The sequence below is a fragment of the Rhodococcus sp. 06-221-2 genome, assembly GCF_002258365.1.
Classification (GTDB): domain Bacteria; phylum Actinomycetota; class Actinomycetes; order Mycobacteriales; family Mycobacteriaceae; genus Rhodococcoides; species Rhodococcoides fascians.
In genome coordinates this window covers 63,264-82,557 of sequence record NZ_NOYJ01000024.1, presented here as the reverse complement: position 1 = coordinate 82,557, position 19,294 = coordinate 63,264, and the positions used below count along the sequence as shown (strand labels likewise).

Genomic DNA, 19,294 nt, shown 5'->3' with positions numbered 1-19,294 from the left:
TTCCTCTTTCCAGATCCGAAGTGTGACTAGAAGGCGCGAAGGTTCTCGCGGAAGTGTGTGTGCTCGTACGACGTTCGGGTCAGTCCGCGACGCTTGAGCGCAGGTACGAGTCCGTCGGTGATCTCCGCGACGTAACGGCGATTCATGGGTGCGCCCGCGATCAGGAAGCCGTCGCCGCCGACCTCCTGCATGACGCCGTCCATCATGTCTGCGACGTCGTCGGGGGTTCCGACGAATTCCAGTGTGTCGATGGCACTGTGGGCAGTGATGCGGTCCCGCAGAGTCTGGGTGCCGTCTCCCCTGAACTCGGCGAAACTGCTGCGATGGCCGTTGCTCTCGAGATCGGCCGGCAACGGCGAGTCGAGATCGAACTGGCTCAGATCGATGCCGGACAGGTGTGAGCGTCCGGCGAGCAGGCCGTCGATGTTCTTCGATGCCGCATCTGCCCGACGTTGCTGCTTGGCCTCGGCCTCCGCCGTCGTCTCCCCCAGGATCGGGGAAATGAGGTACATGACCTTGACGTCGTCGGGATTTCGACCCGCCTCGATCGCTCCCTGGCGAATGTCCTCGCGGTAGCGCCGCATCTTCTCGGTGCCATGAGGATTGGAGATGATCGCGTCCGCGTGTTTGGCTGCGAACTCCTTGCCCTTGTCCGATCCCCCGGCCTGGAGGAACACCGGCCGACGCTGCGGGCTCGGAATGGTGTTCAGCGGACCACGGGACTTGAAGAACTTGCCCTCGAAGTCGATACGATTGACCTTCTCGTGGTCGGCGTAGATGCCGCCTGCCGAGGTGTCCGCATGCACCGCACCGTCTTCCCAGGAGTCCCAGAGCTTGCAGGCGAGCTCGACGAACTCGTCGGCCATGTCGTACCGAAGATCGTGCTCGGGCATGTCGAAGCCGTAATTCTGCGCGGCACGAGTGTTGCTGCCGGTGACGATGTTCCAGCCGATTCGCCCGGCAGCGATGTGGTCGAGTGTCGACATCAACCGGGCGACCGTGTACGGGTGGTAGAACGTCGTGGTGAGCGTCGGCACGATACCGAGGTGCTTGGTGGTGTAGGACAGGATGCCCGCCAGAACCGCTGGATCATGTTTGGGCGCAGCGGTAGCCGTCGCCAGGTAATACTCCATGGAGCCCTTGTAGGTATCGGAGACCTGAACCGAATCCTCCATGATGAGGAAGTCGAAGCAGGCCCGCTCGAGCGAGGCGGCCAGGTCGACGTACTGATCGGGCATCATCCAGTCGGTGGCGCCGGTACCGGACCATGGTTGGTTCCAGGACTGGACACCGAAACCGGCCCCGAGAAACCAGCCCAGGTGAAATTTGTTGGCAGTCATGACGTTTCTCCAGTCGTGGGAGCTGTGGGTGCTCAGAACTCGAGCAGGTGATCGCGCAGATGTTCGCCGGTGTACTCGGTGCGCATCAGCCCGCGTCGTTGCAGGGCCGGAACGAGGCCGTCGGCGATCTCGCCGATGTAGCGCCGGTTGTGCGGCTGGCTCCAGATCAGGAACCCGTCGCCGCCGACCTCGGCCATGGCGTCACCCATCTGCGCGGCAACGGCATCCGGGGTCCCGACCAGTTCCATCGACTCGGTTCGGTACGCGACACATGCCTCGCGCAGTGTTCGGCCATCGGCCCAGTTGCGGAAGTTCTCCAGCGTGGACTGGTGCCCGTTGGTGTGTACGTCGTCGGGCATCGGCTTGTCCAGGTCGAACGTCGAGAAGTCGATCTCCATGCTCGCCGACCAACCGATGAGGACACCCGCCGGGTTGGCGCGCACCGCATCGGCTTTGCGCTCCTGGCGGGCCAGCGCATCCTCGTGCGTCTCACCGAGAATGGGTGAGACCACGTACATCACCTTCGCCGAGTCGGGGTCCCGCCCGTGCAGCTCCATGCGACGCCTGATGTCGGCCCGGTACTCCTTCATCGCGGCAACACCTTTGGGAAGGGCCATGATCATGTCGGCGTGCTTGGCCGCGAAGTCGCGGCCTGCGGGTGAGCCCCCGGCTTGCGTGATGACCGGCCGGCCCTGCGGTGACGGCATGGTGTTGAGCGGACCACGCGAGGAGTAGTACTTGCCCTGGAAGTCGATGGTGTGGACCTTGGTGTGGTCCACGTACGTCGACGTCTCGCGATCCATCACCACCGCGTCCGCGTCCCACGAATCCCAGAGCTGCTCGACCAACTGCACGTACTCGTCTGCTCGCGCATACCGCTCGTCGTGCGGCGGGAGTGCGTCCATTCCGAAGTTCTGCGCGGCTCGATCCTCGCTCGAGGTCACCACGTTCCAGCCGATACGCCCCGAAGACAGGTGATCGAGTGACGAAATGGACCGAGCGAGCATGTAGGGCGGGTAGAACGACGTGGACGCCGTCAGCGCGACGCCCAATCGGCTCGTCGCGCGAGTGAGCAAGGGAGCCAGAGCAATCGGATCCCCCTTGGGCGCCCAACCGCCGGTCTTCAAGGTCGCTTCCGAACTTCCGCCGTAGGTATCCGAGACCATCGACGAGTCTTCCAACAGCAGGAAGTCGAAGCACGCGCGCTCGAGTGTCTTGGCGAAGTCGACGTAGAAGTCTCCGTTGAGCCAGTCTCCACTGTCGCTGCCCTCGAATGCGGTGTTCCAGGTCGTCGGCACGAAGCTGCCGAACCAACCGAGATGAAATCTGTTGTCTGTCATGTGAAAGTCCTCGCTGATAATTCGTCCGCGATGCGTCGTGGTCGACTACACCGTGTTCATGTTTCGACGAACCGCGTTCTCGGTAGCCGTCTGATTTCGCCGCCGTTTCGCTGCATCGGCCCCGGTAGCTCGGCCGGTGATCGGGATATGACCATCGACCGAACTACCTACGGTGCAACGATTTCTAGGTGCCGAGGGTCAGATTCGAGTAGTCGATTCGGAAGTCGGTGCGCTGCACGAAGCCGTCGATGCCCGCCTTCAGCGCCACTGACGGCCGCACTCGGGCGATGAAGATGTACGGGGCCTGCTCGGTCATGCGGAGCTCTGCCTCGTTCCAGAACACGCCGGCCTCGGGGCTCAGGGCGTCGCCTGCGTCGAGACCCTGCTGCACCATTCCGAGGAACTCGGGGTCGTTCCAGAGAGCGACATTGGAACCGCCACCGGGCTGAGTGAGCAACTGGAGTGAGTACGGCGGAGTCATCGTGACCGATGCGCCGATACTCAAGCTGGCCTGCACCTTACCGTCGAGCGTGTCGGCATTGAGTTGCGCTGCAGGTAGTTCCGCAATGGTCACATCGATGCCGGCTTCGGCAGCGAACGACTGAATCTGGATCGCGGTGTCCTGAGCGGCCGGGAGCTGATTGTTGACACTGAGGGTGAAGGCAAGGCCGTCTGGTAGTCCAGCCTCGGCCAACAGCGACTTCGCACGTTCCGGGTCGCTGTCGAACTTCGGAAGGTCGCTGCCGTCCCAGTTCGGTGCCTTGTCGTCGAGAACGTGGTTGTACTTGTACGCCCGGCCGAAGAACACGTCGGACATGATCTGGTCGTACGGGATCGCGTAGGCCATCGCCTGACGCACACGCGCATCGGCGAACGGAGCAGTGGTGGTATTCATCGAGAACAGCAGGTATTGATTGGACGTCGTCGTCGGGACGGTCACGGCGTCGTTGCTCTCCAGGGTCGCCTGATCCGAAGAGCGCAGCGCCAGTGCCACATCCGCGTCACCGCGCGTGACCATGTTGGCTCTGGTCGCCGGGTCGGCCACCACACGCCGAATCATGCGCTTGATCTCGGGTTCACCCAGAACGAAGTTGGGGTTCGCTCGCATGACGATTTCCTGACCCGGCGTCACCGACTCCAACATGTATGCGCCGTAACCGAAGTTGCCGCGCATCATGTCTGCCGCACCCCACGCGACCGCGTAGGGATCCTCGGGAGTGGCGTTCTCGATCAGGTAGTTGCTGTCGTAAATGGACCCGATGTTCTCGGCCAGGTTTGCCAACAGCGTCAGTCCGTAGCCGGCCTTCTCCACCGTGAAGCTGACGGTGTAGTCGTCCACCTTCTTGATCTGGGTTGCCGGGTCGGTCAACATGGGCTTGAAGTAGCCGGCCATGCCGCCGCCCGGAGTCGCGAACTTGCGCTCGAATGACCACAGGACGTCGTCGGCATCGAGCTCGTTGCCGTGCTCGCTCATTACTCCCTGACGCAGCTCGAAGGTGTAGACGAGCTGATCGGGACTCACCTCGTAGCTGTCGGCAAGGTAGGGCTCGAAGTTGTAATAGTCCTGCACCAGTGCGTCGGAACCGTCCTCCTCCACATACGGCTTACGGATCAACTGGGCGTGCATGTTGTTGGTGACGTCCTGATTGTCGGTGCCGGCGGTGTAGCCGTAGTCGCGCACCACATTCGACGCCTGATCTGGGGTGACGACGACGATCTCGCCCGAGGTCGATGCCGAGGCCTGGCTGCCGCCACCGTCCGAGCACGCGCTGAGCGCGAGCGCGCCGACGAGCAACGGCACTGTCCATCGGATTCCGACCGACAATCGATGAGAGATTTTCACGTGGGTTCGTTCTCCTTGCTGAGTGCACGAATGCAGGTGTCATCACCGGTCGAGCCGACGGCTTCGATCGCGGGAGGTCGTGGACGAGAGAGATATGCGGACGTCGCTGTCCGTTACGGCTGTCAGTGAGAGCGGCGGGTGCCCTTGGTCAGTCGGCGGCCGACGACGGCAACGGAGGCCACTGTCAGGCACAGGGCGAGGGCAGGTGCGCCCGCCGACCACAACTTGCCGATCGCGGCGTCGCCTGCGCCGCGGGTGATCATCGAGCCCCATTCCGGGGTGGGCGGCGGCAGTCCGACACCGAGGAAGCCGAGTGCCGCAGTGAGGATGATCGTCATGCCGAACACCACCGATGCGTTCTGCAGCGCTGGAACCGACGAGTTGGGCAGGACGTGACGGAACACCAGTTGTGTCTCGGACAGTCCCGCCTGACGAGCCGCGTCGAGGTATGCGTCGCCGCGCACTCGGAGCACCTCGGTGCGGACGAGCCGGGCTTGAATCGGCGCGAGAATGATCGACAACGTGAAGATCATCGTGATCGACGACGTCCCGAAGAACGAGACCACCACCAGGGCGACAATCACCGTCGGGACGGCTTCGAGCAGGTCCAGGAAACGAGCGGCGGCGCGGGCCAGGAAGCCGCCGAGACCGCGGCCCGCCTCGTTCATCCCGATGATCAACCCGATCAGGATGCCTCCCATCGTGGCAGCAATGGTCACTGCGAGAGCGATGGTGACGTCGATTCGTGCGCCGGCAATGGTCCGCGAGAAGACATCGAGACCGTTGGAATCGGTTCCCAGTAAGAACTGTGAATCCGGCGAGAGCGACGGCGCGCCCACAACTTTGGTCGGATCGAACGGCACGATCCACGGGCCGATCAACGTGACGAGCAGAATCAACGCCAACGGCACCGCCAGCGCAACCGTGCCGATCGCGGCCGGGCGTCGCCGCTTCGACGGCGTCGCCGAGTCTGTGCCGGCTTTCTTCGGTATCAGGGCAACCATCAGGAACCACCTCCTGCTCGACCCGGCTTGCGCCGGGGATCGAGCAACATGTTGATCAGGTCGACGCACAGGAAGACGAGCAGTGAGATCGCCGCGACCACGAGCAGAAAGCCCTGCAGCGCAATGAGATCCGTCGCAGCCACTGCCTCCACTGCGTACCGCCCCATTCCGCCGAGGCCGAAGAGGGTCTCGAGGATGACCGCGCCGCCGAGCAGCGACCCGAACACCAGGCCGAACAATGCGACGGTGGGAGGCAGCGCGCGGCGATATGCGCTGGCGTAGATGTACTTTCGTGCCGATCCGGTGGCGACCTTGAACAGTGTCGGCTGCGCGGTCAGGCTGGAATCGAGTGCAGTCAGCAGCTGCTTGAGCAGAATCGGCGTCACCGACACGACGAGTACTCCGATGGGAAGAAGCAGATGCGAGAACATCGAGGACACGACGACGGAGTCACCGCGAAGAAGGGCGTCGAGCAGAGGGAAGGACGTGATCGGCTCGGGTTCGCTGAGCCCCGCCCTGATCCGGCCCGAGGGTGCCGGCACCACCTGCAGGGTGGCGTAGAACAGGAAGATCCCGACCACACCGACGACGAATTCGGGGACCGCACCGGCAGCTTGGCCGTACCAACGCACCACTCTCGCCGCGACCGACCGGGGCTTGGCGACCACCACCGCTGACAGGGCGAGCGTCACGGTGATGAGAACGGTGAAGGCAATTCCCGCCAGTTCCACCGTGCCGGGCAGCCGGTCTGCGATGTCGGTCGTGACCGGTCTGCCGGTCATGATCGCGTTGCCCAGATCGAAGTGGAGAAGATTTCCCAGATAGGTCATCAACTGCGACCACAAACTTCCGTCCAGACCGAGTTCCGCTTTCGTCGCCAGATAGTCCGCCTCGGTGGCCTCGGGACCGACAACCTCACGGGCAGGATCGCCCGGGATGGCTCGCACCAGGAAGAAGGCCGCAACAGCGAACACCAGCAGGTGCACTGGCAGGACGGCGATCCGGCCTATCCACCACCGGTTACGTCCGAGAAAGCCCGTCATCGCGCAGCCGCCACGGCGAGTTGCTCGACCTGTTCGTCCCCGCGATACGCGTCGAGCAGTTCGACGGTATAGGGATCCTGGGGCCGTTCGACCACATCGTCTGTTGTGCCCTGTTCCACGATCACACCGTTTCTCATGACAACGAGTTCACTCGCGATGAATGCGGTGGCCGGCAACCCGTGGGAAACGAACACCAGGCCGCAGTCCGAGTCGATGCAGTACTGCCGCAGCATGTTCAGAATTGCTCCTTGAACGGAGACGTCCAAGGCGGACACCACTTCGTCGCACAACAGAATGCGAGGTTCGACGACGAGAGCTCGTGCGATCGAGAAGCGTTGCCGTTGTCCGCCCGACACCTCGGTGGGGAACCGATCGGCCATCGCCGGGTCCAGCTCGAGCGACGCTAGCGTCTCGTCCACGCGGGCATCGGCGGTCTTGGCATTCATCCCCAGCAGACGCATGGCGGGCAACCGCACCGCGTCACGTAACGTTCGACGCGGATCGAACGACGACGTCGTGTCCTGCGCGACGTATTGCACCTTGGATCTGAAATCGCGTCGCCCTGCCCGTGAGGACAACACCCCGTTCAGTTCGGTGCCGTTGTACGACACCGAACCTGTAGTCGGCGACAACAGGCCGCACATCATCCGGACCAACGTCGATTTCCCGGAGCCGGACTCACCGACGATGCCGACGGCCGAGCTCGACGTGATTTTCATGCTGATGTCGTCGACAGCCGGTGTGCCGGATCCCGAGCGGACGAAAGTCTTGCCCAGCTGTTCGACGTCGATCTCGGCGTACGCTGTGCGCGAATTGCCACTCATCAAGATCCTCCAGGCGGTTGTCTCCAGCAGATCTGCTGCTTGACTGCACAGCTTTCTCGCGACGCGTTACTGAAAGCGACCCTCGGCGTAACTGAAGTATTACGCCGAGCAAACATGCAGCTCAAAGGGCATGGAATGGGGCTAAACGCCACAGTGACGTAGGTCTCGATCAGCTACCGCTGCCGACGTGGGCGGCGTTATCCGGCTCTACAGGCGCTCCAGCAGGCCTTGTCTGCGGCGTAATAGCTCATTTACTCCTGCGCCATGTTCGGTAATGCAGTTGCAGCAGGCTTCACCTATCTGCAATCGCTGCATTGCCCACCATCACGACAGGAGTGACATGTACGAACGCGCTCGCACCGACGTACCTCGGCCACATCGGCATTCGACGTCATCGCCGACGAAAGGCGTAGCAGCATGATGCATCTCGGCTGGTTCTTCACCACAGGATTCGGTGTCTACGGCTGGAACCAACCGTGGTCCGGAAACGTCGCGTCGGACATCGGCCGCCCCGATCTGTTCGTCGACGCGGCAAAAAGCCTGGAGCGCGCCGGATTCGACTACATCATGCTCGAGGATTCCTCGGTGCTGTCCGACGTGTATCGCGGAACGTTCGAGAGCTCGGTTCGTCGCGGAACCACCGTGCGTTTCGATCCCATGCCACTCGTTCCACTGATGGCCGACGCCACCGAGCGAATCGGCATAATCGCCACTGTCGCAACCACTTTCTATCCGCCGTTCCTTGCTGCCCGCCTGATGTCCACGCTCGATCACGTCACCGAGGGCCGGGTCGGAATCAACCTCGTCACCGCAAGCGCCGACGGTGCCGCACAGAACTACGGACTGCCCAAACAGATCGAACACGACCTTCGCTACGAGATGGCCGACGAATGGGTCGACGTCGTATCGCAACTGTGGGATTCGTGGGAGGAGGACGCGCTGGTTCTAGACCCGGCGTCAGGTGTTTTCGCGGATCACGAGAAGATCCACAAGATCGACTTCGAGGGCAAGTACTACGCGTCCCGTGGACCGTTGAACATTCCCCGCGGTCCCCAGGGTCGGCCGGTCATCTGTCAGGCCGGCGGCTCCCCCGCCGGGCGCGCGTTCGGGGCCAAACACGCAGACACCATCATCGCCAATGTTCGCGGACTGGACGCGATGAAGGAATACCGCGAGGACATCAGCCGGCGGCTGGTCGACTACGGCCGCAAGCCCGACGACGTGAAGGTGCTCTTCCTCGTCAGTCCCATCATGGCCGACACCGACGAGGAAGCCATCGTCAAGCGCGACCGGATGCGTGAGGTGCAGAAGAACAACATCGACGGTGTCCTGGCCGCAATGTCGTATCTCAGCAGCACCGACTTCTCGCAATTCGACATCGACGCCCCGGTTCCCGACCTGACCAAATACAACGGCCACAAGAGCACCCTCGAGGACATGGCCAAATCGGGTAAGACGCTGCGCGAGATCATCGCCAACTATCCGACGGTCGAGTCGATGGAACTCGTCGGAACGACCGAGACCGTCGCGCAGAAGATGGACGAGGCAATGGAGTTCGTCGGCGGCGACGGGTTCCTCATCGCCTCCCCCGTCACCCGCAAAGTGATCTCCGAGATCGCCGACGGACTCGCACCCGCGCTGCGTCGGCGTGGAGCAATTCGCGACGGCTACTCCCGAACCACGTTCCGCGAGAACCTCGCCGCCTTCTGAACCGGCGTTGTATCACCAGAAATTCGATAGTGCCCCAGTTCAGAACCCCTGACGCATCCGCCGGAACCAGCGCAATGTCCGCGCAACGTTCGAGTCTCACGGCCGTCACGCTCCTCGTGTTGGCTGGTGCCATCGCCTCGTAGAAAGCGCCAACGAATGAAAATTACTGTTGTAGCGGGCAATCCGAAGCCGGAGTCGCGGACACTCGACGCCGCGCGAGTCCTCGCCACCGCACTGACCGGTGAGCCCGGTGAGACGATCGACGTGATCACGCTCGGTGCCGGACTGCTCGGCTGGGGCGACTCGGCCGTGCAGGCCGCAGTCGAGACCGTTGCGTCGTCCGATTTCGTCGTCTTCGCAAGCCCGACGTTCAAGGCCACCTACACCGGCGTCTTGAAGTTGTTCCTCGATCAATTCGCCGGCGATACCGGACTGAAGAATGTCGTCGCCGTACCGCTCATGCTCGGCGGTGGTCCGGCGCACGCAATGGCACCGGATCTGTTTCTGAAGCACGTTCTCGTCGAACTCGGGGCGGTCGCCCCGGCCCCTGGCCTGTACCTCATCGATTCGACGTACACCACCGATACTCGGATCGCCGACTACGTCACCCGCTGGGGCGAGACCATACTCGCCGCGGCTCGAACACGAACGGATGCATCATGACCCTGAGCACCACCAGCCTCGACCAGTCCGTGCTGCGAAACGCGTTCGGACAGTTCCCCAGTGGGGTCGTCGCCGTCTGCGCCGAGATCGACGGAGTCAAGATCGGCATGGCCGCAAGCAGTTTCGTTGCGGTGTCGATCGACCCGCCCCTTGTCGCCTTCTGCGTTCAGGACACCTCGACCACGTGGCCGAAATTCGCTGCAGCCTCACGAATCGGCATCAGTGTGCTCGGCGAACTGCACGACGTCGCGGCTCGCACACTCGCCGCGAAGACGGGCAACCGATTCGAGGGATTGACGACCACCACCACCGACGACGGAGCGCTCTTCATCGACGGTGCGAGCATGTGGCTGGATGCCAGTGTCACCGAACAGGTCACGGCCGGTGATCACGACATCGTCCTGCTGGGCATCAACGAACTCGAGGTCAAGCACGGTGTTGCCCCGATCGTGTTTCATGGCAGTAAGTTTCGTCGGTTGGCGGTTGATCTCTGATGAGCGCCGTCGAAAATGCGCTCGAAGCGCTCCGCGCCGGAAAGCCGGTGTTCGTCACCGATTCCGCCGATCGGGAGAACGAGGGCGACGTCATCATGGCGGCCGACCGGATCACTCCCGCATGGACGGCATGGACGGTCCGCAACACCTCGGGGCTGCTGTGCGCTCCGATGAGCGACGCCAGGGCGGACGCTCTCGAACTACCGCCGATGGTGTCGAACAATCAGGATCCGAAGAGGACCGCGTACACCGTCACCGTCGATGCAGCTGTGGGTATCACCACCGGTATCAGCGCTGCGGATCGCGCCCGGACACTGCAGGTACTCGCCGATCCCGGTTCCGTCGCCACCGACATCATCCGTCCCGGCCACGTGCTTCCCCTACGTGCGCGACCCGGCGGTGTCCTGGAGCGGCCGGGTCATACCGAAGCAGCCGTCGACCTGTGTGCCCTCGCCGGACTTCCCGCTGTCGGCGTCATCGCCGAGCTGGTTGCCGACGACGGTTCGATGATGCAGTTCCACGAGATCGAGAATCTCGGTGCGCGGATGCAGCTTCCGGTGCTCACCATCGAGGAACTCATCGCGTATCGGCAGCTTCGCGATCCGGCACCGGTGGCCGGTCCCGCTCGGGTCGAGCGAATGGTGGAGACAGTCCTCGCGACCCCGCACGGCGATTTCGCGATGTTCGGCTACCTCGATCACAAGACCGGAGCCGAACACGTTGCGCTGGTGTCGGGTGACGTCCGAGACAACGCCATGGTTCGCGTGCACTCGGAGTGCCTGACCGGAGAATCGTTTCTGTCGCAGCGGTGCGAATGCGGCCCACAGCTGAACACCGCACTCGAACGGATCGCGGCCGACGGCGGTGTACTCGTGTACATGCGTGGTCACGAGGGCCGCGGAATCGGTTTGCTGAAGAAGCTCGCCGCCTATCGCCTGCAGGACGAGGGCTTCGACACCGTGCAGGCCAACCTCGAACTCGACGAACCGGCCGACGGACGTGAGTACGGTGGTGCCGCTGCTATTTTGAAGGACCTGGGTCTGACCACGGTTCGTTTGTTGACCAACAACCCCGACAAGATTCGTGGCCTGGAAGCGCACGGCGTCGACGTCAGTTCACGGTTGCCTATCGTCGTGGGTGCCGCGCAGGCCAACATCCACTACCTCGAGACCAAGCGCTCACAAATGGGACACTTGTTGCCTCACAGCGTGGCTCAGGGTTGGTGAACGGTCGAGCGATCGAGGCCATCGTAGCCTCCTATCATCCATTTTTCACAAGCTCTACTGGACAGATTTCCCATAACCGGCACACCCGGTGGTTCGATCCCACGTGCCCTAGCGTGCGGGGACCGTGATTCCTCGCGCGTCGAGGATGGGTCGAACACCTTCGGCGAAGTGGTAGGACTCCTCGAGGTGCGGGTAGCCGGACAGAATGAACTCGTCGAATCCGGCGTCGTGGTACTCCCCGATCAGGTTCGCAACTTCCTCGTGTGAGCCGACCAGAGCCGTACCCGCACCGCCGCGGACCAGGCCGACTCCGGCCCACAGGTTGGGGTAGATCTCGAGGGAATCCTTGCTGCCGCCGTGCAATGCGGCCATCCGACGCTGTCCCTCGGACTGCGAGGACGAGTGCAGTGCGTGTGCCGCAGACACCTGCTCCTCGGGAAGCTCGTCGAGCAGCTTTTGTGCGACGGCCCAGGCCTCTTCGGAGGTGTCGCGGCTGATGGTGTGCAGGCGAATGCCATAGGTGAGCTTGCGGCCCTCGGCGTCCGCGAGCGCCTGCACTTTCTCGATCTTGGCGCGGGCGTCGGCCGGCGGCTCGCCCCACGTCAGATACGTCTGGACGTGCTTGGCCGCGACAGCGAGTGCGGGATCGGACGAACCGCCGAACCAGAACTCGGGCAACGGGTCCGGTGCTTCGGACACGCGTGCATCGGCAACCTTGAAGAATTCGCCTTCGTGATCGACCGACGTCTCCGTCCAGATCCGATGCACCAGTCCGAGGAATTCGTCGGTGCGTGCGTATCGCCGATCGTGGTCGATCCAATCCCCGAAACGACGCTGCTCGACGTCGTCGCCGCCGGTGACGATGTTGAAAAGCACCCGACCTTCCGAGAACCGCTGCAGCGTCGCAGCCTGCTGCGCTGCGAGCGTGGGCGGTGTGAGGCCGGGACGGAACGCGACGAGGAACTTGAGGCGTCGGGTGCTTTGCAGCAGAGCCGCCGTGGTCAGCCATGCGTCCTCGCACCACGTTCCCGTCGGAGTCAGCACCCCCTCGTAGCCGAGTCGGTCCGCGGCCTGAGCCACCTCCGTGAGGTACCGCAACGACGGACGACGGAACCCGGCAGGTTCGACGATGTTGGCCGACGCGTGAGATGCGCCGACGATGGAGCGGCCGTCGCCTGCGGTGGGGAGGAACCAGAAGATGCGTGCGGTCACGAGTGAACTCCTACTACGTGGTGGGTGATCAGTTGGTGGGGGCGGTCGCGTCGGCGATGGCGGCGTTGTAACGCGTGTCGACGAAGTCCGCGAACGTGTTGCCGCCAGGGATGCTTCCGCTCTCGACGAACGCATCGAACAGTGCTTGCTCGGACTCGATCACAGTGTCGTCCAGAGCAATTGCGGGTCGCTGACTTCGTCCCTGTGCCAATTCACCCGCGGCCGGGTCGATGCCGACGGCCGTGGAGTACGCCGCCGCCCACTCTGCCGGGTGTGCGTCCGCCCATGCGGACGCCTTGGCCAGGCGAACTACGAAGTCCTGCAGGGCGGTGTTCTTCGCGGGATCGTCGAGCGCCTGCTGCGACGCGATGCCGAAGCCGTAACCGTTGGCCACGCCCTCCGCGGTGGTCAGCGTCTTCGAGCCGTTCTGCACCTGCGCGATGGCGGTGAACGGATCCCAGATCGCCCAAGCGTCGACCTCGCCGGAAGTGAATGCCGTCAGCGCATCGGCAGGCTGAAGGAACACGAGCTGAACGTCGTCGGTGGTCAAGCCGGCCTTCTGCAACTGCAGCAGCACGTGGCCGTGCGCGGAACTTCCCTTGCCCACTGCGATCTTCTTGCCGCGCAGGTCGGCGAACGACCCGAGAGTCGAATCCGGCGGCACGAGAATCTGATCGCCACTCGCGTCGTTGGTGTAGGCGGAGACGACCTTGATGCGTGCATTGGCTGCAACCCCGAAGACGGGGGGCGTGTTGCCCGTGACCGCGAAGTCGATCTGGCCGGCCGTTGCCGCCTCCACCTGAGGCGGGCCGGAAGTGAAGGTGGAGAACGCAACATCGTAGGGAGCGGAGTCCAGCTCACCCGATGCGCGCAGTAGGGCTTCGGTGCCACCCTTCTGGTCGCCGACATCGAGGGTGACTGTGGCGAGTTGGTCGTTCGAGACCAGTTCCGGGGCTTGGGTGTTGGTGGTATCGCTACCACGCGAGACGCAACCGGTGAGTCCGACGACCGTCAAGGACAGGGCAGTGAGCACACCGAGTGCGCGCAGAGATCGAGGACGAGCATGTGACGACATGTGTGAAAGATCCTTGTCAGGTGCCGAATTGGACGGTCAGTGAACTCCGAGAGCTCCGAGCAGATGGGTGCGAAGGCGGGAAAAGCCCGGCGTTCCGCGATCGCGGGGGCGGGGCAGATCGACGGTGACGGTGTCCGAGACTGCGCCGTTCTCGAGCACTACAACCCGATCGGCCAGCGCGATCGCCTCGTCGACATCATGCGTGACCAGGAGGATGCCGAAGCGGTGCCGTCCCCACAGGTCGAGCAGAAGTGACTGCATGGTCAGTCGTGTGAGTGCGTCGAGCGCGCCGAACGGTTCGTCGAGGAGCAGCAGTTCGGGCTCCCCCACCAATGCCCGCGCCAGCGCAGCGCGCTGAGCTTGCCCACCGGACAATGTGAGTGGCCATGCGTCTCGCTTCTCGGCCAGCCCCACCTCGTCGAGAGTCGCGTCCGCAGCAGTCAATGCTTCGTTGCCGGTGACGCCTGCGGTGTTCAGACCGTAGGAGACGTTCTGGCGAACCGACCGCCACGGGAACAGGCGTGGTTCCTGGAACGCGACTGCAGGATGTCCGGCGACGTGCCGCTCCCCCGTGTGGTCGGTCGACAATCCGGCCAGGACACGCAGGATGGTCGACTTGCCGGAGCCGGATCGTCCGACCAGCGAGACGATTTCGCCGCGCTCGATGGACAGGTCGACACCCTTCAACACGTGACTGGACCCGTAGAACTTGTCGATGCCGTGCAGGGTGGCGACGGAGGTCATCGTCGAGGTCATGATCGGGAATCCAATCGGTAACGGAGGGAATGCTTTTCGAGGATTCGAACAATGCCGTCGGTGGCGATTCCCATCAGCGCGTAGACGACCAGTCCGAAGATGATTGTGTCCAAGCGCAGAAAGTCTCGGGCATCGTTGATGATGTGGCCCAGTCCTGATTCGGCGTTGATCTGCTCGGCCACGATCAAGGACAGCCAGGCGATCGCCAACGACTGTCGCAATCCCACCAGCAGCTGTGGAGCAATGCTGGGCAGGATGATCGTGGTGAAGCGTTGACGCCACGAGAAACCCAGTACGACGGCGGTGTCGAGGAAGTCGCGATCGATCTGACGGATGGCCGAGTACGTGTTGAGGTACAGCGGAAATGCAACTCCCAGAGCGATGAGCAGAATCTTGGGAGTCTCGCCGATCCCGAACCACAGGATGAACAGCGGGATGAGTCCGAGGTGCGGCAGTGCACGCAGCATCTGCAACGGTGGATCGACGGTTGCTTCGGCGAGCTTCGACAGTCCGACGAGCGCGCCGAGCACCACCCCGATCACCCCGCCCAGCACGAGTCCCTGAACAACACGGGTGCCGGAGACGGCGAGTGCCTCGACCAGCTGACCGTTGCGCAGCAACTGCACACCCGCGTCGAAGACCAAGGATGGTGCGGGCAGCACTCGCTCGGAGAGAACTCCGGCAGCGCTGGCGATCTGCCACAGAACGAGGAGCGCGAGGGGCGACAGACTGCGGACGACGGTCCATCGGTAGCGCTGCCACACAGACTGCTTCGGTGACGCGGGTGCGGGGCCGGCGTCGCTGACGCGCATGTGCACGGGCCCAGCGGGTGGGGCGTACGACGTGACGACCATGTTCACGTGCCTTCCGGTTAATGAGGAGCAGGTTCAATTCACCACCCTCCGTCACGATGCGGGTCCGAGAACAGGGTTCGAATCAGCGTGAATCTAGGTCGGGCAGAATCGCTGTCATGAACGTCGAGCCCATTCACACCGAACGCCTGACGCTGCGTCTGTACGAACCCGACGACGCAGACCGGATTCTCGCCTACTACAGCGACCCGGAAGTGTGCCGCTACCTCCTGCACGAAGCGTGGACGCACGCCGATGCTGTTGCGGCGGTGGGCAAACGGATGAAGCGAAGCGGGCTGCACACCCAGGCGCTCGCGATGGTCGTCGAACACGACGGGACGGTGGTGGGCAACGTCGAAGCATGGCTCGTTGACGGTTCGCCGGCACTCGTCGAACTCGGCTGGACGTTTTCCCCTGCCGTGGCCGGTCGTGGTTACGCGACCGAGGCAGTGAAAGCGTTGATCGAGCACGTGTTCTCACTGCCCCAGATCCACCGGGTCACGGCGCAGATGGACGGACGCAACGACGCGTCGGCCCGGTTGGCCGCCCGGGTCGGAATGCGTCAGGAAGCGCACTTCCGCCAGAACTGGTGGTGCAAGGGTGAGTGGACCGACACGCTCGTGTACGCGATGTTGCGCGAGGATCGCTGACGCACTCGAGTATGGTTTAGAAGTCCGCGACCGCTAAAAGATGTGCCAACGTACGCCGGACCACATCAGACTCTTCAACGGACCACCTACGCCCACGCTATGGCTTCGGCCAATACGGCCACAGCCGACTGAACTCGCGCGGTGTGCGGACCTTTTCGGCAGCTGCGTACCACAGGTCCGGAGTCGAGTTGTGGAGCCGAGATGGAACCTTGAGCGCTCTTGCCGGACCCTTTGCGATATAAACCGACATCGCTACGCCGAATGCCACGGCCAGCCACCCAGACGTTGAAACCCAAAAACCCTCTGCGAGAGCGAATCCGCCAACGAAAGACGCGACAAGCAGAGCACTTGCGATTGCTCTGCTGCGCAATTGGATCCGCTGGAACCCATTACGATGAAGCTGTACGTGATACATATTCAAACAATTCGTGTATTCGCGTTGAACCTGCGCCAAAGCGGTATTTAGGTGCGCACAGCGTTGGACAAGATCACGATAAACAGCACCTTCGACTACATCAGCCTTGGGCTTGATGGCATTAGCGACCACCGTTGCACGCTTGGCTTTCTTCAAATTCTGCTCATCAACCTTGAAGGGCCTCGCGCACAGCGCTTTCCCAGCAGAAGCCGGAACGTCGAACGAGGCGGCAGCTGCCCTATCGGCCAACGTCATGTCGTCTTTGTGACCAATTGCGGTAAAGACTGGCGTCTCCGATACAACAATCGCTTTAGCGACTTCGAACTCGTCGAAGGGAGACAACGTCTCGATTCTACCCCCACCCCGAGCCAAGACAACAATATCAGCGTCCGAGGCGGAGTGCCTTGCCAGAGCATTGACGATCGAGTCGGCCGCGCCGCGCCCCTGGAACGTGACACCCCGGTCTTCGACACAGGTGAAAGCCCTGCTTTTTTGGAGCTGGCCGAGCAAGTCGTTAGCGCCCTGAGAGCCGCGCGGAGATATAACAACAATCTTTTTCAGTTTTTGTGGCCACGGCATAGCTGGCGAATACGCAAGGTGATGCTCGAAATCGTCCGCTAGCCGGGAAGGGTCCACGCCACATCTAGCCAACTCCGCGCGGCGAATTTCTTGTAGGCGTGACAGACTTCCGACTTTCGCATAGTGAGGACCGACTCTAACTACGGCCACATACACCCGCCCATTGCTGTGGTCCATCTTGATGGAACCGTCCACGGTGATCTCATGGCCCGATTTCACATGTTGAATCAACGTTCTACCGTATCGGCGATTCAGGAACCGATCGATGTCCAACGCAGTGCGGGCATCGATTCTTGCATCGACTGCACCGACTCGTCCTTGTTGCTGTACGCAAAGGACGAACCGCAACTCTCGCCCAATTGCAAAGACTTTGCGACACTCACCCTTGACGGATGTGCGCAACTCGGCGAGGGAATCGGCAGCGTGCGACAGTACACCCGCCGGATCGAGAGCCGTCATTCCTAGAATCGCCACGTTGTCGTCGTGCACTTGCGTAATTGCCCGACGCTCCTCCTCATCCAGATCAATGTTCACTGCGTACTCCCCGTTCGCGTAGCTGTCGCAGAGGAATTTATACGAAGCATCCGACATGATCACGAGTACGAGTGGGGCCGCACCAGAACTGGTGGTGCAAGGGCGAATGGACCGACACCCTCGCGTACGCGATGTTGCGCGAGGATCGCTGACGCACATCATGCGACGTTCACCTCCGCGTCGGTTCCCCGACACCGGCCGGTGACCGCGGTGCGACAGTCTCGGAAAACTTCACTTTCCGAACCCTGGGAGTTTCACGAATGGCATCGCGTCGCAGAGCTGCTCTACTGGGCATCCTCGCACTGATCTCTGTCGTCTCCACGTCGATGGGCGGCGTCGCCACTGCCGTGTCGGCACGGACGGCGTCGCCGCTGTGTCAGGTTGCGGACCTGCTCCCCAGTGGATCGTCGTCTGGCCTCGGTTACCAATGTGCCGAAGCCGGTGCGCTTCTCGATCTGCCGATCGGTGATGTCCGCGCGACGCAACCCTCACTCGGGTACGACGAGGTGTACTACAAGCTCGGTCGCTACACGCTCGGCAAAGACGAGATCAACAAGAAGTTCGACGACTGGTGCGAGGCCAACGGCCAGGAGGAGGCCGCCTCGGCATCGCCCGATGCGCGACTGGACAATCCGTCGTCGTTCACCTGCACAGTCCCCGTCGGGCAGGAAACGCCCGACACCATCGCGCCCATGAAGACCGTCGTCATCGGGCCGGGCGGCGTGCCATACCTGACCGACGGACACCACACGCTGACCTCGTTCTACGAATCCGCTGACGGTGGACCGAATATGCATCTGCGTCTGCGGGTGGTCGCCAATCTCAGCGATCTGAACCCGGCGGATTTCTGGGCACGGATGAAAGCCGAGAAGTGGGTGTGGAACTACGACGTCGACGGCAACGAGGTTCCGGTGGAGCAGCTTCCGTCGGGAGTCGGCCTCGCCAAGTTCCAGAACGACAAGTACCGCAGCCTGATGTACTTCGCGCGCGACATCGGCTTCACACCCGGCACCATCCCCTTCCAGGAGTTCTATTGGGGCGCATGGGTTCGCGACTCGGCGGAAGTCGACATCAGCGGCTGGGACAGCAACAACCTGGCGAGCTACCTGAGCACCGTCGAATCGGTCTCGCGCGCTCAGGTGGCGGCCCCGAAAGACACAGTCATCGACAGCGGCCGCACCGCAGCGGAACTCGGCGCACTGGCTTCCTGGAACGACGGCAAGGCTGCTGGTAAGGGCGAGTTCGGGAAACTTTCCGCACCGTACGCGAACGACAAGCCCGGAAAACTGGCCTACGCCTTGCAGTACAAAATGGGGCTGCCCCGATAGGTGCATGTCAGGTCGCCGGGCCGGCGTTGTCACACACCGGCCTGGCGGCGAGACCGCAACCGCAAGACCACGCAGATGACGAAACCGCTTCCGGTACCGTCTCGCGTCATGAACCAGAAGCTGTGTGTGCTGCTGTGGGCGGCGGACGGACAAGCAGACGCGCTCACTCGTTACGAGGACACGGTGCTGGACCTGATTCCGAAGTACGGCGGCGAAGTAGTGAGCAGAGTCCGCCGAGTCGACACCGGCGACGGACCACTCGAGGTGCAGGTCATCCACCTACCGGATGATTCGGCCTTGCAGGCCTACATGAAGGACCCCGAGCGGCTTGCGCTCGCCGACGTCCATCGGCGGGCCGTGGCGAGAACCGAAATCATCCACGTGGAGACGCTCGTCTGATGGCTGCG

General features: G+C 62.7%; 18 protein-coding genes. 7 read left to right on the top strand and 11 right to left on the bottom strand.

Annotation, left to right across the window (positions count from 1 at the left end):
• Nucleotides 1–26 precede the first annotated feature (26 nt).
• The 6 genes from CH281_RS11950 to CH281_RS11925 all read right to left on the bottom strand — a co-directional run bounded on the left by CH281_RS11950 (nt 27) and on the right by CH281_RS11925 (nt 7,394).
• Nucleotides 27–1,340 carry an NtaA/DmoA family FMN-dependent monooxygenase gene (locus tag CH281_RS11950; RefSeq protein ID WP_094694255.1) on the bottom strand — a complete coding sequence of 438 codons (1,314 nt, stop codon included), beginning with the start codon at nt 1,338–1,340 and terminating at the stop codon, nt 27–29.
• A 32-nt stretch (nt 1,341–1,372) separates the two neighbouring features.
• Entirely contained in the window at nt 1,373–2,680 is a 1,308-nt protein-coding gene (locus tag CH281_RS11945; RefSeq protein ID WP_032384814.1) for an NtaA/DmoA family FMN-dependent monooxygenase, read from the bottom strand.
• A 184-nt stretch (nt 2,681–2,864) separates the two neighbouring features.
• Entirely contained in the window at nt 2,865–4,523 is a 1,659-nt protein-coding gene (locus CH281_RS11940) for an ABC transporter substrate-binding protein (protein ID WP_143544792.1), read from the bottom strand.
• A gap of 122 nt (nt 4,524–4,645) precedes the next feature.
• Nucleotides 4,646–5,527, bottom strand: a complete 882-nt coding sequence (locus CH281_RS11935; protein ID WP_032388509.1) for an ABC transporter permease — start codon at nt 5,525–5,527, stop codon at nt 4,646–4,648.
• On the bottom strand, nt 5,527–6,570 hold the full coding sequence (locus CH281_RS11930) for an ABC transporter permease (protein ID WP_094694251.1): 1,044 nt from the start codon (nt 6,568–6,570) through the stop codon (nt 5,527–5,529). The genes CH281_RS11935 and CH281_RS11930 overlap by 1 nt, the downstream gene beginning before the upstream one ends.
• Nucleotides 6,567–7,394 (bottom strand): ABC transporter ATP-binding protein, encoded by an 828-nt coding sequence (locus CH281_RS11925; protein WP_032384811.1) that lies wholly within the window; start codon nt 7,392–7,394, stop codon nt 6,567–6,569. Before CH281_RS11925 ends, CH281_RS11930 begins: the two co-directional genes overlap by 4 nt.
• Before the next feature lie 417 nt (nt 7,395–7,811).
• Here CH281_RS11925 and CH281_RS11920 point away from each other — a divergent pair, with 417 nt between their 5' ends.
• The 4 genes from CH281_RS11920 to CH281_RS11905 all read left to right on the top strand — a co-directional run bounded on the left by CH281_RS11920 (nt 7,812) and on the right by CH281_RS11905 (nt 11,487).
• Entirely contained in the window at nt 7,812–9,104 is a 1,293-nt protein-coding gene (locus tag CH281_RS11920; protein WP_032384810.1) for an NtaA/DmoA family FMN-dependent monooxygenase, read from the top strand.
• A gap of 156 nt (nt 9,105–9,260) precedes the next feature.
• A complete protein-coding gene (locus CH281_RS11915; RefSeq protein WP_032384809.1) occupies nt 9,261–9,767 on the top strand; it encodes an NADPH-dependent FMN reductase in 507 nt (168 codons plus the stop codon).
• On the top strand, nt 9,764–10,261 hold the full coding sequence (locus CH281_RS11910; protein WP_032393122.1) for a flavin reductase family protein: 498 nt from the start codon (nt 9,764–9,766) through the stop codon (nt 10,259–10,261). The genes CH281_RS11915 and CH281_RS11910 overlap by 4 nt, the downstream gene beginning before the upstream one ends.
• A complete protein-coding gene (locus CH281_RS11905) occupies nt 10,261–11,487 on the top strand; it encodes a bifunctional 3,4-dihydroxy-2-butanone-4-phosphate synthase/GTP cyclohydrolase II (protein WP_032393123.1) in 1,227 nt (408 codons plus the stop codon). The genes CH281_RS11910 and CH281_RS11905 overlap by 1 nt, the downstream gene beginning before the upstream one ends.
• A 108-nt stretch (nt 11,488–11,595) precedes the next feature.
• On the opposite strand, the gene CH281_RS11900 is transcribed toward CH281_RS11905, so the two are convergent.
• From CH281_RS11900 to CH281_RS11885, 4 genes are read right to left on the bottom strand one after another with little or no spacing between them, the layout of a single operon-like run.
• Complete coding sequence (locus CH281_RS11900) at nt 11,596–12,699, bottom strand: LLM class flavin-dependent oxidoreductase (RefSeq protein WP_032393124.1); 1,104 nt, start codon at nt 12,697–12,699, stop codon at nt 11,596–11,598.
• 28 nt (nt 12,700–12,727) lie between these two features.
• Entirely contained in the window at nt 12,728–13,774 is a 1,047-nt protein-coding gene (locus tag CH281_RS11895; protein ID WP_094694247.1) for an ABC transporter substrate-binding protein, read from the bottom strand.
• Between the two features lie 36 nt (nt 13,775–13,810).
• The gene (locus CH281_RS11890; RefSeq protein ID WP_094694245.1) at nt 13,811–14,530 is read right to left on the bottom strand and encodes an ABC transporter ATP-binding protein; all 720 of its coding nucleotides are present in this window, start codon (nt 14,528–14,530) and stop codon (nt 13,811–13,813) included.
• Nucleotides 14,527–15,384 carry an ABC transporter permease gene (locus tag CH281_RS11885; RefSeq protein ID WP_373453880.1) on the bottom strand — a complete coding sequence of 286 codons (858 nt, stop codon included), beginning with the start codon at nt 15,382–15,384 and terminating at the stop codon, nt 14,527–14,529. The genes CH281_RS11890 and CH281_RS11885 overlap by 4 nt, the downstream gene beginning before the upstream one ends.
• A 116-nt stretch (nt 15,385–15,500) precedes the next feature.
• Between CH281_RS11885 and CH281_RS11880 the strand changes: the two genes are divergently transcribed.
• Nucleotides 15,501–16,031 (top strand): GNAT family N-acetyltransferase, encoded by a 531-nt coding sequence (locus tag CH281_RS11880; RefSeq protein WP_094694241.1) that lies wholly within the window; start codon nt 15,501–15,503, stop codon nt 16,029–16,031.
• 97 nt (nt 16,032–16,128) lie between these two features.
• On the opposite strand, the gene CH281_RS26875 is transcribed toward CH281_RS11880, so the two are convergent.
• Nucleotides 16,129–17,559 (bottom strand): exodeoxyribonuclease VII large subunit, encoded by a 1,431-nt coding sequence (locus CH281_RS26875; protein ID WP_179274185.1) that lies wholly within the window; start codon nt 17,557–17,559, stop codon nt 16,129–16,131.
• A 260-nt stretch (nt 17,560–17,819) separates the two neighbouring features.
• On the opposite strand from CH281_RS26875, the gene CH281_RS11870 reads away from it, so the two are divergent.
• Nucleotides 17,820–18,887, top strand: coding sequence for a ParB/Srx family N-terminal domain-containing protein (locus CH281_RS11870; protein ID WP_179274184.1), 1,068 nt, complete (start codon nt 17,820–17,822; stop codon nt 18,885–18,887).
• Nucleotides 18,888–18,995: 108 nt separating this feature from the next.
• Nucleotides 18,996–19,286: a DUF1330 domain-containing protein gene (locus tag CH281_RS11865; RefSeq protein ID WP_094694237.1), complete on the top strand. Its 291-nt coding sequence runs from the start codon at nt 18,996–18,998 to the stop codon at nt 19,284–19,286.
• Nucleotides 19,287–19,294 lie beyond the last annotated feature (8 nt).

Coding starts and splice junctions, on each gene's coding strand:
- CH281_RS11930 (WP_094694251.1), bottom strand. CDS start 6,570: ATGACGGGCTTTCTCGGACGTAACCGGTGGTGGATAGGCCGGATCGCC.
- CH281_RS11890 (WP_094694245.1), bottom strand. CDS start 14,530: ATGACCTCGACGATGACCTCCGTCGCCACCCTGCACGGCATCGACAAG.
- CH281_RS11895 (WP_094694247.1), bottom strand. CDS start 13,774: ATGTCGTCACATGCTCGTCCTCGATCTCTGCGCGCACTCGGTGTGCTC.
- CH281_RS11925 (WP_032384811.1), bottom strand. CDS start 7,394: ATGAGTGGCAATTCGCGCACAGCGTACGCCGAGATCGACGTCGAACAG.
- CH281_RS11935 (WP_032388509.1), bottom strand. CDS start 5,527: ATGGTTGCCCTGATACCGAAGAAAGCCGGCACAGACTCGGCGACGCCG.
- CH281_RS11945 (WP_032384814.1), bottom strand. CDS start 2,680: ATGACAGACAACAGATTTCATCTCGGTTGGTTCGGCAGCTTCGTGCCG.
- CH281_RS11865 (WP_094694237.1), top strand. CDS start 18,996: ATGAACCAGAAGCTGTGTGTGCTGCTGTGGGCGGCGGACGGACAAGCA.
- CH281_RS11910 (WP_032393122.1), top strand. CDS start 9,764: ATGACCCTGAGCACCACCAGCCTCGACCAGTCCGTGCTGCGAAACGCG.
- CH281_RS11885 (WP_373453880.1), bottom strand. CDS start 15,384: ATGGTCGTCACGTCGTACGCCCCACCCGCTGGGCCCGTGCACATGCGC.
- CH281_RS11870 (WP_179274184.1), top strand. CDS start 17,820: ATGGCATCGCGTCGCAGAGCTGCTCTACTGGGCATCCTCGCACTGATC.
- CH281_RS11880 (WP_094694241.1), top strand. CDS start 15,501: ATGAACGTCGAGCCCATTCACACCGAACGCCTGACGCTGCGTCTGTAC.
- CH281_RS11950 (WP_094694255.1), bottom strand. CDS start 1,340: ATGACTGCCAACAAATTTCACCTGGGCTGGTTTCTCGGGGCCGGTTTC.
- CH281_RS11920 (WP_032384810.1), top strand. CDS start 7,812: ATGATGCATCTCGGCTGGTTCTTCACCACAGGATTCGGTGTCTACGGC.
- CH281_RS11905 (WP_032393123.1), top strand. CDS start 10,261: ATGAGCGCCGTCGAAAATGCGCTCGAAGCGCTCCGCGCCGGAAAGCCG.
- CH281_RS11915 (WP_032384809.1), top strand. CDS start 9,261: ATGAAAATTACTGTTGTAGCGGGCAATCCGAAGCCGGAGTCGCGGACA.